General features: G+C 38.9%; 12 protein-coding genes. 1 reads left to right on the top strand and 11 read right to left on the bottom strand.

Annotation, left to right across the window (positions count from 1 at the left end):
• Nucleotides 1-82 precede the first annotated feature (82 nt).
• The 11 genes from K5G00_RS26480 to K5G00_RS26430 all read right to left on the bottom strand — a co-directional run bounded on the left by K5G00_RS26480 (nt 83) and on the right by K5G00_RS26430 (nt 11,762).
• Entirely contained in the window at nt 83-265 is a 183-nt protein-coding gene (locus K5G00_RS26480) for a hypothetical protein (RefSeq protein WP_238769507.1), read from the bottom strand.
• Nucleotides 262-1,134: an alpha-L-rhamnosidase N-terminal domain-containing protein gene (locus K5G00_RS26475; RefSeq protein WP_238769506.1), complete on the bottom strand. Its 873-nt coding sequence runs from the start codon at nt 1,132-1,134 to the stop codon at nt 262-264. Before K5G00_RS26475 ends, K5G00_RS26480 begins: the two co-directional genes overlap by 4 nt.
• Before the next feature lie 56 nt (nt 1,135-1,190).
• Nucleotides 1,191-2,021, bottom strand: coding sequence for an MBL fold metallo-hydrolase (locus K5G00_RS26470; protein WP_238769505.1), 831 nt, complete (start codon nt 2,019-2,021; stop codon nt 1,191-1,193).
• An 18-nt stretch (nt 2,022-2,039) separates the two neighbouring features.
• A complete protein-coding gene (locus K5G00_RS26465; protein ID WP_238769504.1) occupies nt 2,040-3,122 on the bottom strand; it encodes an alpha/beta hydrolase in 1,083 nt (360 codons plus the stop codon).
• A 577-nt stretch (nt 3,123-3,699) separates the two neighbouring features.
• A complete protein-coding gene (locus K5G00_RS26460) occupies nt 3,700-4,353 on the bottom strand; it encodes an HAD family hydrolase (RefSeq protein ID WP_238769503.1) in 654 nt (217 codons plus the stop codon).
• A gap of 23 nt (nt 4,354-4,376) precedes the next feature.
• The gene (locus K5G00_RS26455) at nt 4,377-5,510 is read right to left on the bottom strand and encodes a hypothetical protein (RefSeq protein WP_238769502.1); all 1,134 of its coding nucleotides are present in this window, start codon (nt 5,508-5,510) and stop codon (nt 4,377-4,379) included.
• A gap of 31 nt (nt 5,511-5,541) precedes the next feature.
• Complete coding sequence (locus tag K5G00_RS26450; protein ID WP_238769501.1) at nt 5,542-6,600, bottom strand: TerC/Alx family metal homeostasis membrane protein; 1,059 nt, start codon at nt 6,598-6,600, stop codon at nt 5,542-5,544.
• The gene (locus tag K5G00_RS26445) at nt 6,597-7,178 is read right to left on the bottom strand and encodes a DUF502 domain-containing protein (protein WP_238769500.1); all 582 of its coding nucleotides are present in this window, start codon (nt 7,176-7,178) and stop codon (nt 6,597-6,599) included. The genes K5G00_RS26450 and K5G00_RS26445 overlap by 4 nt, the downstream gene beginning before the upstream one ends.
• Before the next feature lie 174 nt (nt 7,179-7,352).
• Complete coding sequence (locus tag K5G00_RS26440; RefSeq protein WP_238769499.1) at nt 7,353-9,554, bottom strand: S9 family peptidase; 2,202 nt, start codon at nt 9,552-9,554, stop codon at nt 7,353-7,355.
• A 910-nt stretch (nt 9,555-10,464) separates the two neighbouring features.
• Nucleotides 10,465-11,415: an aldolase catalytic domain-containing protein gene (locus tag K5G00_RS26435; RefSeq protein WP_238769498.1), complete on the bottom strand. Its 951-nt coding sequence runs from the start codon at nt 11,413-11,415 to the stop codon at nt 10,465-10,467.
• A gap of 38 nt (nt 11,416-11,453) precedes the next feature.
• Nucleotides 11,454-11,762 (bottom strand): chorismate mutase, encoded by a 309-nt coding sequence (locus K5G00_RS26430; RefSeq protein WP_238769497.1) that lies wholly within the window; start codon nt 11,760-11,762, stop codon nt 11,454-11,456.
• Between the two features lie 257 nt (nt 11,763-12,019).
• On the opposite strand from K5G00_RS26430, the gene thrS reads away from it, so the two are divergent.
• The gene (thrS, locus tag K5G00_RS26425) at nt 12,020-13,969 is read left to right on the top strand and encodes a threonine--tRNA ligase (protein WP_238769496.1); all 1,950 of its coding nucleotides are present in this window, start codon (nt 12,020-12,022) and stop codon (nt 13,967-13,969) included.
• Nucleotides 13,970-13,975 lie beyond the last annotated feature (6 nt).

Here is a 13,975-nt window from a genome sequence, read left to right as displayed (position 1 = left end):
GGAGAGAAATACGCGTTAGCAACAGTAGTTAATTGGCTCGGAAAGAATAGAGTAATTTATTTGAACTCTATTCTGGATGTGCTTATGTGGGGAATTCAACATAACGGTAGGTTCTCCAGTTCAAAGAAGTAAAGTCCTGGTTTCGTGAACCATCTGAAATAATCGTATCCTGTCTGCCTGAAATTGTTTTCCCTTCAATTTTGTTACGGTTGTTTTTGGCGCCTTCTTCGTTGTAAAGCGCTTCAGCATAAGTAATAATTATCATACTGTTTTTTCCGCCGCTGAATAGTAAGGTTGGATATGCTTTTGTATACACTTCTTGGTCGAGCAAAATTTTTGCAGTGGTATTTGCTGGAATTTCGAAAGCTGTTTTTTCAGCTGGGAAATTGGCAGGCATACGACACCTTCTGCCTTTCTTGTAGAGACCAGTCGTTGAGGTGTCAGCTCCATTTCGGGGATAACGGAGGGAATTAAGGTCCAGCCTCCGCGGGTATTGAAAGCCATTCCTCGTCTTGAACGTTCAAAAACTGCTTTTGCAGGTTTCCAGTCTTTATCATCAAAATCAGCAGATTTCCATCCTTTTACAGCAAGATTCATGTCAATTTTATCACCGGCGCCAGCGGCATAATAGCCACGGACACTTTGTCTGACAGGAGTATAACTTTTATCTTCAATACATTTCCATGAGTCGTTGGTATTCAGAACTTTTGTCTCATCAGATGTTCCCTGCAATAAAAAGCCGGTTTTGAAAGAAAATTGAGAAACGGGTTTCATATTTCCTTCGTTCCAAACCAATGCAGCAATAGTATTATCACCTTGTTTAAAATATGGAGCAAGATCAATTGTTGCATAATTCCAATGCTGAATGTCGCCCAAAGCAGGTCCCAGAGATACAAGTGTTTCATTTACATAAAGTTTATAACGATTATCGGCTGTTACACGCACTTCGAACTTCTGAGGTACTGATTCAAAGTTTATTTTTTTTCGGAAAATATACAATCCCGCATCGGTCTCTCCGGCATCGGGAACACAAACCCAACTTGCGTCCCATTCATTATTTTGTAACCGGTTTCCAAACTGTGCAGAAACTGCAATCGAAGAAAAAATGAAGATTAGGGATAGTAGCTTTTTCATTTTATTGATTATTTATTGGATTTCTTTTTTTCAACTTTAATTTTCAAAGAGCTCTTTTATTTTAATGCATTTTTACTGTAGTTCACGCGAACCCCGTATTGATTAATCAGAAGATTTAAACCCATAAATCCATTCGGATTTTCTTCTCCTTTTATTCTCCCCGACAAGGCACCGTCGCTAATGGTTTTTAAATCGTCTACTCTCTTTTTAGTCTCTGGATTTCCGCCAAAATAATGGCCGGGATAAAATTTGTCAATTCCGTATTCAGCCATAATTTTACTTGTCTTTTTACAAGTTGACTGCAGGGTGGAAAAATTTGTAGAGAGCAGTAAATTACCTGAACCAAATGAATCACCGCTGAATCCGTATTTTGCGTTTTTATCCAAAAAGGTTGTTGAACCTGGTGTATGTCCGGGTGTAAAAACTACTTCCAGTTGTCTACCACCTAAATCAATTATTTCCCTGTCTTTCAGGAATTTCACATCCCCTTTATAATTGGGCATAAACTGAGGAATTCCAACTGAATCAGCCGGGTTGATAAACAATTCAGAAAAATAATCAATGGATGCACCAGTATGATCAGGGTGTACATGTGTGGCAACCAGCATTACTGGTTTTTCGGTAATTGACGCCACAATTTTATCTAAATCTTTGATGTTTGTTCCAGCATCAATAAGTACTGATTTATCGTTTCCTTCAACAAGGTATAAACTCTCGTTTGACATCATTTTTCCTGTCCCAACCCAGGTATCTTCATCAATTTGGTGAAAAACTACATCTTCACCTTTGTAAACTTCTTTCCCATCAATCTGGAATTGTGGTTGACCAAACAAAGTGAGCTGAGCGATAAATAATAATACGGTTGTGAGCGATACACTTTTTTTCATGGATTGATTTTTAAATAATTATTGGTTTTTTAGATGTTTATCCAGAAAATCAATAATGATATTAATAACCTGTGGATCTGAAAATTCTCCGGAAGCATGTCCTGCTCCCTCAAGCACATAACGGGTGGAAAGTACACCCTTTTCACGCAATGCATCATGCAACAACAAGGTCTGGCTTGGAGAAACAGCCATATCCTGCGTTCCGTGGAAAAGCAAAAATGGAGGATCACTCTTATCTATATAAGTAATCGGATTTGCTTTGGCAACTACCTCTGGTTTGTCGAGACTTGTAAGTCCACTGTTTTTGCCAGGTATAAACTGGCCGTCGGGAGATATGACCGTAAAATGGGCATTTGCAGCGTCTTCGTCGTAGTCGGCACCAATTTTAGTTAAGTCCGACAATCCATAAGCATCAACAACTGCTTTTACATCACTGCTTTGATTCAGATTCTCGCCTTCTTCAAAATTATTAACTCCATTAGTTGTGCCCACCATTGCAGCCAGGTAGCCTCCGGCAGATTCACCCCATACAGCAATGTTTTCAGGAGCAATTCCATATTCTTTTGCATTGGCTCGCAAGCATCGGATTGCTGCTTTTACATCTTTAACGGCATCGCTGTAAATTCCTGTATTGATTACATGATACTGAACACTTGCGACAACATAACCTGCCTTTGCAATTTTGTGACGATCATAAAGATTTCGTTCTTTTGCTGCAAATGAAAATCCTCCTCCAATAACATACACCACACAGGGACGAGTTTTGTTATCGGTATAGGTAATTACGTCCATCTTAAGCGACATGGGATCGCCGTCAATGCTCTTTGACTCGTGAAAAACAATGTCTTTTAAAAGACTCAATTCACTGTCGGCAGGCAACTCCCTAAAAAAATGTCTTTCTTTTGAAAGATTGGTTAATACGGTGCTGGTGCTGTTATCAGTAGCTTTTATAAATTTTGGCATAAGTAAGCCATTTGGTCCTCCCTGTGCAAACGCAGAGATGGTAATCACTAATACAATTAGGCTTAGAAAGGTAATCTTTTTCATCATTTTCAAATCAGGAACTGTTAATTCAATATTGGGCTTTTGTTTTTTATTCATATTAAGTTATTAGACGCGTCAATTTTTATTGGTTTAATAATCATTTCATTTATTTATTGGGCAAAATATCAGCAAGACTAAAAATTGATATTAGCTCCGGTCTGTTAGGCCCGTGTAAAACGTGTTACTGACCTGATTTTGATTTTATTTGATCCTGATGATACATAATCTGAAATATTTATTCGCTTTTTGCAGGCTTTTGAAACTCAGTTTGGCATCTAAAGGAAGGTAGCTTTAATTTTTGCCTTCTGGTCTTTCTCTCTTCATATAGAGGAAATACGCCGTTGTTTAGATGAGGAGATGGGACTAATTAATCAATGCTGCTTATTTTCAGGACCAGTCAAAATCGAAAAGACTGAAATAGTTCATTTATTGAGTTTACCATTCTTATTTATTTCACCTGTTTTAATGAATGGATAGTTTTGCCTGCGGTAATTCTAACCTTTTTCAAGTAGTCGTCACGTAACAAATATTTGTTGACTCGCCAGTTCGTTTAAAGGCTTCCATATCGTTGGAATCCTGTTTTGATGGGCCTGCGATTTGTAATTGCAGAAAAAGATGAAGTCATAAGAAATAATTACCTGCATATTTCTATAAAATCCTTAACTACCCAATCAGCCTCACTCTGATCCTGAAACTCAGAACCGGGACCGGCAAAAGCGACCACTTTCATTCCGGCGGTTTGCGCGGCTTTTATCCCGTTGGTAGAGTCCTCAATAACCAGACATTTTTCGGGTAAGACTCCCAGTTTTGCGGCTGCCAGGAGAAAAATATCAGGTTCGGGTTTACTTGCTCCTGCCATCTGGCTGTCAACCACCACACCAAAGTATTCTTTTAATCTTGTTTTTTTTAGAATCAACTCAATCACATCCGGATAAGACGATGACGCTACGGCCAGTGGAATATTTTTTTTAATTAAAAGCTGAATTAATTCTTTAATGCCGGGCATGGGATCAATATTTTCGAGCGATTCAAAATAAGGGGTTACAATCGAATTGGTCATATTTACCAATTCAGGAATCGAATGCGGCAGTTTGTATTTTGTTTTTAGTCTTTTCCACATCAGGTCGGTGGCGGTTCCCTGGAAGGTTTGGTGTTCCTCGTCGGTAATGTTAAGTCCCAGCTTTTCAAAGTTTTGTTTTTCAACTTCAAAATAAAACGGTTCGGAGTTGACCAGCACTCCGTCCATGTCAAAAATAACGGCGTTAAAATTGTCGGGTATGCACTTCATTTGGCTTTTTGAGGCTAAAAATATCAGTTTCTTTTTTGATACTTATTTATTTGTCTTGAAATTTTTTTATCCAGCATTTGCCGGCTTTCAAGAAATTTTAGTGCATGGCTCGCGATGTATCTGTTTTCGTTTTTTAACAATAAAGCCACCTCGTTGTTTACTTGTATGTTTTCAACCTCTTGGTTTTGAAATAAATCAAGTACATTTTTTACCAACAGGGCGTTTAAATTTTCTAGTTCATTTGCCAGCAATTCTGTTGTTTCGGGCGCTAAAACGGGTGCTTCACTTAATTTTTCCGCAATAAGCTTTTTCTGTAGGTACCCCGATTTTCTGAAACGCTGAATTAACTGAAGCTGTACATCTTTGGTCAACTTTTCTGGACGGATAACATATAGTGCACGTTCCGCCAGGTAGATATCGTCTCCGGAAATCAGTTTTAATAACTTCGTAAGCAGGCCATCTGAAATCTGCATGTCTTTGGGGAAATGATTCAACACCCAGACCTTGTCTTCCAGCGCGTCGGTATCCAGAAATTTTATCACCTGTTCCGAATTTAGTTTTTTTGAGGTGCGCAGTTCTGTTTCGCGTTTGGTTTCGCCGTAAACGATATGCCAGAGCGTGTAACTCGTATAAACTGCCCCCGGAACAATATAATCCATAACCGCAGCAATTGTGGCAGTTGAGACTGCATCAACACCGGTATTTGTCGTGTCTTTTGTTTTTACGAGTTCTGATATGGAGTAGTGCGCCAGCGCCGACAATGGATCGCCCAGAAGCGCATGCAAACGGTCGTATTCTTCTGCGACAAAAGGTTTGTGTTTGGTTTTACTCAAAAACTCACCCTCCGGAAGTTTATACCCCAAATACCTCCCGGTATTATTCCAGTAGAGTTCGATGTTTACCGGGCGACATTCATCATCGATACACACTGCAGTAGGAATTTTTCTGGAATACATTACCGGAAACCCCGATTTTGCAACATATTCATACAACGTGTCGCTGTGAATGGTGTCGCTAAAATTGATATAGTGCGGAATAATCTTTTCTGTTTGCTCCGGAAAAGAAGGCTGGTGTAAACGGGTAATCTCCGGGTGTTTGGTTTCTGTTACTACTTGAAAAAACAAGAGAAGGAAAAATATTTTTAATAGTCCGTTCATAAATTAGCTGGCTTAATAAAATAAGAAATTATCACGGTAAAGGTTCATTCGCCGGGCCTTTTTTTGGAAAGATAATGGACAAAACAATACTCGCCGTCATTACAAATGCAATAAAATAGAGCGAATATTCAGGCTGAAACCCCCAGGATCTTAGTTTGGAATGAAGCAACAGTTTTATTCCGACAAATATGAGTAAAACAGCAATTCCAGGTTTTAAATATCTGAATTTGTTTACCAGGTTAGCGATGAGGAAAAACAGTGAACGCAGTCCGAGAATGGCAAAAATATTGGAAAAGAAAACGATAAACGGGTCGCGGGAGACAGCAAAAATTGCAGGAATAGAATCAAAGGCAAAAATGACATCTGAAAACTCAATCATAATCAGAACCACAAACAATGGTGTAAAAATCAGTTTGCCCTGGTCCCTGAACCAAAATTTTTCCTTTTCATAATTGTGATGAATTTTGATGTGACGGCTCAAATATTTAAATAACCACGAATCGTGCGGATCCTTTTCATGCCCGTCTTTTTCAAAAAATATTTTAAAACCCTGAAATACAAGGAAGGCACCAAAAACAAGTAATATCCATTCAAATTGCTGAATGATGGCCACCCCGGCGAAAATAAAAACAAAACGCAAAACAATGGCTCCGAGAATTCCCCAGAAAAGTACCATTTTATAGTCTTTTTGTGGAACTGAAAAACTTTGAAGAATCATTAACATTACAAAAATATTGTCGATAGAAAGCGTCTTTTCAATAAAATAGCCGGAAATATAATTGATGGCCTGCGATTGTTTATATTCCTTTAACATCGTTTCAAAAGTGCTTGTTTTAAACTGAAGGTAAGGGTTGTATTTACCAACAATTTCATTGAGTTTATCCATCGAATCGATGCCGTGAAGCATATGGCCAAAATGGAGGATTACAAAATAGAATGCCAATCCCATTGAAATCCATATAACACTCCAAATCGTTGCTTCGCGCATGGAAATAACATGTGTTTTTCGGCCAACCAGTAATAAATCGACAAGTAAAACAGCGGTTATAAAAACCAGAAACAGTAAAGTTGAAATGATTTCGATGCTCATTTTTCAATTGCTTCAATACGTGTAACACCTCCTGAAACTATAAATTTCATAACCTCGGCCGGAGATAAATTCAGTGTTTCGATTTGCTCTGAAGGTACCAAGTACAATTCGCCGGAAAAATTGTAGGAATGAGGAAAATATACCGCTGCCATTTCTGATAGTTTAAATTCATCTAACGATTCTTTGGTAATAAACCCCAATTTCCACAAATTGTTTTCCTTGTTGAAACGGACTTTTACAGGAATATTGAACTTTTTTTCTTTTCCCATAAAAGCCGAAAATAAATCGTTTAGCGACGAGTAGAGTAAATTTAAAATTGGTATTTTAAGAATGATTCTCCCCGCAACTTTTTTCAGTGGTTTAAAAACTGTTGTCTGCCCAATAAATCCAAGAATGGTAAGAGCAACAAACAAAATCAAAACTCCCAGCCCGGGAACATAAAATCCCAAAATTGGTTTTATATTTTCTATCAGCCAGCTATCAACAGTTTTAAGAATACCGTACAAAATATAAATGGTAATGGCTACTGGAGCTACCAGGAGAATTCCCTGCAAAAAATAGGCGCTTATTCTTTTCATTATCGTTTTTTTATATGAATTAAAACGTGGTATTTATTTCCGTCCTCTCAAACTTAATTTAGCTCAGCATCTTTTTTGCTAAATTACAGATTCCTAAACAAGTTTGGAATGACGGTCTGAAAATTAATCAACGATGAAAAATAAACGACTATTTTTTATTTTATGTTTAACCAATTATTGTAATTGGTCTTTCAAAAAGTTGGTCATTTTTGTGTATAAATGCATCGTAGTGTTGCCGCCGCGAATTCCATGATTGCGGTTGGTGTAAATAGCCATATCAAACTGAACCCCTTCCTGAACCATTTTTTCTGTAAACTCGAATGTGTTCTGTGCATGCACGTTATCATCAGCCGAACCATGAATTATCAATAGTCTTCCTGTAATATCTCCTGCATGTGAAAGGGGAGAATTGTCATCATAGCCTTCCGGATTTTGCTGCGGCGTGCGCATATAACGTTCGGTATATATGGTGTCGTAAAAACGCCAGCTTGTAACGGGCGCAACGGCAATTCCGGCTTTAAACAGGTCGCCGCCTTTTTCCAGTGCCAGGCAGGTCATAAAGCCGCCGTAGCTCCAGCCAAAAATGGCAATATTGTTTTTGTCAACATAGGGGAGGGTACCTACATATTTTGCGGCCTCCACCTGGTCGTCCGATTCGTATTTGCCCAGTTGCATATAGGTTATTTTTCTGAAATCTTCGCCACGGGCTGCTGTTCCTCTCGGGTCCACACAAACCACCAGAAATCCTTCCTGTGCCAGATAATGGTTCCAGCTCACACCAGCCCATGAGTCGGATACGCTTTGCGAGTTTGGTCCGCTGTATTGGGTCATCAATACAGGATATTTCCGATTGGTGTCAAATCCCGCCGGTTTTATCATGTAACCGTTTAATTCCACTCCTTGAGAAGTAGTAAAGGTGAAGAACTCTTTTTGTGGAATATCGAAGGTTTCCAGGGTATTTTTCAAAACCGTGTTGTCCTGCAGTACTCTGATTTGTTCCCCCTTGCGGTTTTCATGAAGGGTAATAAATGTTGGAGTTGTATTGTTGCTGAAATAATTGATGTAGTATTTGAAATTTTTACTAAAAACTACTCTGTTTGTTCCTTCCAGTTGCGAAATTTTACCCGATTTCTTTTTGTCCTGACTGATAAAATATACTTCGCGGCGAAGTGGCGATTCAGCAGCTGCCTGGTAATAAAACACTTTCTTGGATTCGTCGTAGCCGTAAAAATCGGTAACATCAAACTCGCCATCAGTAATCTGTCCCAGTTCAAATCCCTGCCGATCATACAAATAGATATGCGACCAGCCATTACGTTCACTGATAATTACAAAATTTCCGTTATCTAAAAATGTAAATGCATCGAGGAAATCTTCAGATATGTAACGATCGTTTTTCTCGGTAATTAAAGGGCGGCTGTCTCCGGTGTACGGATTGGCCAGAAAGATATCCATTTGGTTTTGCCTGCGATTCAGGCGCATTGCTACCAAATCGTTGGCATCAGGCGACCAGTTTAACCGCGGAATGTAAATATCAGCTTCTTCTCCCAAATCAACAGTAATAGTTGTTTTTGAACGGATTTCATATACCCGGGCAGTAACAACGGAGTTTTTTTCTCCTGCCTTCGGATATTTAAATGTCTCTTCTCCTGGGTACAATTTATTTTCCTTCATAAGCGGACTTTCTCCCGCATACATGGGCATTGTAAATTCGGGTACTTCTGTTTCATCAAAACGGATAAAAGCCAGGAATTTGCTGTCGGGCGACCACCAGAAAGCTTTGTTAAAACCAAACTCTTCTTCATAAACCCAGTCGGGAGCGCCATTTATAATTTCATTTTTTTTGCCATCATAAGTTACCTGGCTTTCACTGCCAAAACGCAGGTTTTTGATAAAAAGGTTGTTTTCGCGAACAAAAGCAACCCGGTCACCGTCGGGAGAAAAAGTTGCCAGTTGCTGCGCTCCTTTTTCTGAAAGCCGGGTAAGTTCTTCGGTTACCGAATTCCATACATAGTATTCGGCAGTATACGAGTGGCGGTAAATTTGTTTAATATCAGTGGTTAAAAGTATTTTGGTCTCATCGTTGCTAAATTCATAACTCATAAAGCTGGAAACCGGAGCATCCGGAACCTGTGTAATATCAAAAACCACATCTACCTGTTCTCCTGTTTTATAACTGAACTTTACAATTTTTGTCCCTCTTTCTTCCAGCGTAGTGTAATGATCGCCATCGTTCATTGAGTTTAGTCCGGAAACAGACCGGGCACGAAAAGTTCCTTTTGTAAAAATATCCTCAAAGGTAATTTTCTGTTTTGTTTGGGCCTGTATGGCAAGTGAGAAAAAAAGTATGGGCAGAACAAGAAATATTTTATTCATGATTTTCTGATTTATTAATAAACTAACCAAAAACAAAAGTAAAAATTGTTCGATAAGGGAGAAATGAAACAAACGTGAATTTTTATAGGGTTCCGTTTTTTGAGTAGCCAGAGTTATTTTACAAAATGCAATTTTATCCTGTGGAAATGTAATCGACTGCGGCGAAAAGCAGGATTCCACTGCGAGACGCTGCTGTACTGCGGCGAAATATCGTTGTGGCATCGCGAAACGAAAAATTCCGCTGCGGAATGTTATTGTACCACTACGGAATATCATTGTGTCGCAACTAAATGCCCTTATATCCTTTACGGGGCTTTTCGCGGTGGTACAGAGTGCTTCGTTTGGCTTTTTTTGTATTTGGCTGGTGTTTTCAGCTACTTTTCCGGTTCGTAAAATGACATTTTACTATACAAAAAAGCAAACTAAACAAACAAAAATGAAAAATGAACCCACAAAAGAATATTTGACGGTAACAAAATGCATTTTTATTGAACGGAAATCCGTTCTTTTTGGATAAAAATGCCCCGGGGCCATACAAAAATGGAAAAGAAAATAAATCTTTGGCGTTGTTTCCGGCTTTTGGGTATTTATGATTTTTTTCTTTCTGTTTTTATACATTTTAAGGTCTGGCAGATGCTCAAAGGTCGATTCATCCGCACAGTGTTCAAACGTTCTTTGAGGAGGGATGTAGATTTTCCTTTTTTCCTTTTTCAGTTTTGAAGCTGTAAAAGGATAAAAAATGGTTGGCCCGTTTTATGGTATGAATACCCGCAGTAAACTAAACCTTTGAGGTTTTGAAAACCTCAAAGGTTTGGTGGAATGGATCAAAAAACGCCTTCTTTTCAGAAAGCGTTTTCTTAATTCAAATTCCAATTTATAAAATATTTCCACTTTTATAGTGGAGCCCATTTTATTCAAGTAGTTCGTAATCATGCATCTCTTTCATGAAGGATACAAAATCATCCTTTTTTTCAGAATCCATCCATTGCATTGCACTGCGGGGATGTTCGTTTAATGCACCTGTTATTAAATACGGAACATGATAACCCCAGTCGATTTTCTCCTGCCATGGTTTTATATGGTTTTGAATCGCGTCGAGCAAGGGAAGCAATCTGTATTTTGGATTTTTTAAAAAAGCAATTAAAATTTCGATTGGACAATTTCCTGCGCCACGTCCCATTCCCAGCAGGGTTGCATCAAGCATTGTCGCCCCGTTCATTAGCGAGGTTATTGTATTCGACATGGCCAGTTGCATGTTATTGTGTGCATGAATACCGAGTTCCTTTCCGGGAAGCGCTTTTTTGTATTTTAAAACCAGTTTTTCAATGCTTTCGCAATACAAACTTCCAAAACTGTCGACTACATAAATGGTTGGAACTCTGGATTTTGCCAGATCTGCCAGCGCTTCATCCAGGTCTGCCTCGTTTACTTTTGAAACTGCCATTAAATTAATGGTTACTTCATAGCCTTTGTCCATGCAGTGTTCGGCCAGCCAAACAGCTTTGTCAACCTGGTGCACATAACAAGCCACGCGCATCATATCAATTACGCTTTCACTTTTTGGTGGAATATCTTCCGGATCGATACGGCCAATATCAGCCATTGCCGATAGTTTAAGCGATGTATTATTGTCGCCTACAATTCGCCGTAAATCTTTGTCGTCGCAAAATTTCCATGGACCAACTTCATCGCGCGAAAAAGCCCGTTCGCTGCTCTTGTAGCCAATTTCCATGTAATCTATTCCTGCTTCCACGCAGGAATCATAGACTCCTTTTACAAATTCGTCGCTGAACTGCCATTTATTCATTAGTCCGCCGTCGCGAACCGTACAGTCCATTACTTTTATATCTTTTTTATACATTTTATATTATGTTCGTATTGAAAAATTTGCTGACTAAATTATCCCTGATTTTTCTTTTTAAGAAGCTCCAGTTCACGTTTAATATTATTCTCAATCAGAACCCGGTACATCTTCTCAAAAGTGCCGGCATCCAGTCCGTTTTCTTCTGCCCATTTTCTCCGATCGCTGATAACCTGTTTTTTTCTGTCGTGTGCAATTATACCTTCTTCATCATCCTTAAACCGCACAATCTCTTCAATATATTTATGGCGTTCACCATACAATTCGATTATTTGTTTGTCGATTTTATCAATCTGATTTCTGATTTCTTCTGCCGAAATGCATTCCTTCGGATTTGTCAATTTCATATTTGCTGACTGTTAAATCTTTAGTAACTGAATTTGCAGAACGCAAATAAAATAATTATTCATTTAAATAAATAACAATTTGTAATTTTTATAGTCGCAAATGTGCGAATTTATATTGAATATGGATAGATTAGTGTAAAATTAAAATTGTTAATCATATGTGTATTCTGCCAAACATAATCAGAATTTGTATTGTTAATAATAAGGAAGATCAATATCTTTGCAACCTTTAAAAGAATAAGAAAATTAGGATTTAAATGATACAGATTACTCTTCCTGATAAAAGTGTGAAGGAATTCTCCGAAGCGGTGAATGGATATGAAATTGCAAAGTCAATTTCACCACGTTTGGCAAAAGATGTTTTGTCCGTTTCAGTAAACGGGCAGGTTTGGGATTTAACTCGTGAGATAAGCGAGGATGCTAACGTAAAACTTTACACGTGGGAAGACAGGGAAGGTAAGGAAACATTCTGGCATTCATCGGCCCATTTGATGGCAGAGGCAATTGAATTTTTCTACCCGGGAACTAAATTTGGAATTGGCCCGACCGTTGACACTGGTTTTTATTACGACGTTGATTTGCCGGAAGGAAAGCAGCTTTCAGAAAAAGAGCTGCAAAAGATAGAGCAAAAAATGCTGGATCTTGCCCGTCAGAAAAATGATATTGTACGTTCCGAAATTTCGAAGGAAGATGCGCTGGAAATGTTTAAGCAGAAAGATGACGAACTTAAACTGGAGTTGATTAGTGAATTGGAAGACGGTACAATAACTTTATATAACCAGGGGAATTTTACAGATTTGTGCCGCGGGCCGCATTTGCCAAACACCAGCTATATTAAAGCGATTAAGTTGACATCGATTGCAGGCGCTTACTGGCGTGGCGATGAACACAACAAAATGCTTACCCGTGTGTATGGTGTAACCTTTCCGAAACAAAAAATGCTTCAGGAATACCTCGAAATGGTAGAAGAAGCAAAAAAAAGAGACCACCGGAAAGTAGGGAAAGAAATGGAGCTTTTTGGTTTTTCAGAAGCGGTAGGACAGGGACTCCCATTGTGGCTGCCCAAAGGAACGCAGCTTCGTATGCAACTGGAAGATTTCCTTAAAAAGGTGCAGAAGAAATATGATTACGACCAGGTGATGACTCCGCATATTGGCGATGTTAAATTGTACAAAACCTCGGGGCATTATGAGAAATACGGGAAAGATTCCTTTCAACCGATTTCTACTCCGGCCGAAGGAGAAGAATATTTGTTGAAACCAATGAATTGCCCGCACCATTGCGAAATTTACAAATGGAAACCAAGGTCATACAAAGATTTGCCCATTCGTATGGCCGAATTTGGTACAGTGTATCGGTATGAGATGAGTGGAGAGTTACATGGATTGACGCGTGTTCGTGGTTTTACCCAGGACGATGCGCATATTTTTTGTCGCCAGGATCAGTTAAAAGATGAATTCAAAAAAGTGATTGATATTATTTTTATCATTTTTAAAGCGCTGGATTTTGAAAACTACACTGCCCAGATATCCTTGCGCGATCCGGATAACCCGGCAAAATATATCGGTTCAAAGGAAAACTGGGATAAAGCGGAACAAGCCATAATTGAAGCGTGTGAAGAAAAAGGATTAAATACAATTACCGAGTTGGGGGAAGCTGCCTTTTATGGTCCGAAACTCGATTTTATGATTAAAGATGCGCTTGGCAGAAGTTGGCAATTGGGAACAATTCAGGTAGATTATAATCTTCCGGAACGTTTTCAGCTGGAATATATTGGTGCCGATGACAACCGCCATCGTCCCGTTATGATACACAGAGCTCCTTTCGGCTCAATGGAACGTTTTGTTGCTGTGTTAATCGAGCACACCGCCGGGAAGTTCCCGTTATGGCTAACGCCTGAGCAGGCTGTCGTTTTGCCAATTAGTGAAAAGTATAATGATTATGCAAAAAAAGTTTCAAATTTTCTAAATATTTCCGATATTCGCACCGTCGTTGACGACCGTAATGAAAAGATTGGTAGGAAGATACGCGACAACGAATTGAAAAGGATACCTTATCTTCTTATTGTGGGTGAAAAAGAGGCAGAAACAGAAACCGTTTCTGTGCGTCGCCAGGGAGAAGGAGACAAGGGTACAATGAAAAACAGCGAATTCGCTGATTTTATAGTAAAAGAAGTAAGAGATCAATTATCAGGATTGTATAACTAATAATAG

This window comes from Maribellus maritimus, from assembly GCF_022267315.1.
Taxonomy (GTDB): domain Bacteria; phylum Bacteroidota; class Bacteroidia; order Bacteroidales; family Prolixibacteraceae; genus Draconibacterium; species Draconibacterium maritimum.
This window is presented reverse-complemented; position numbering and strand designations above follow the sequence as displayed.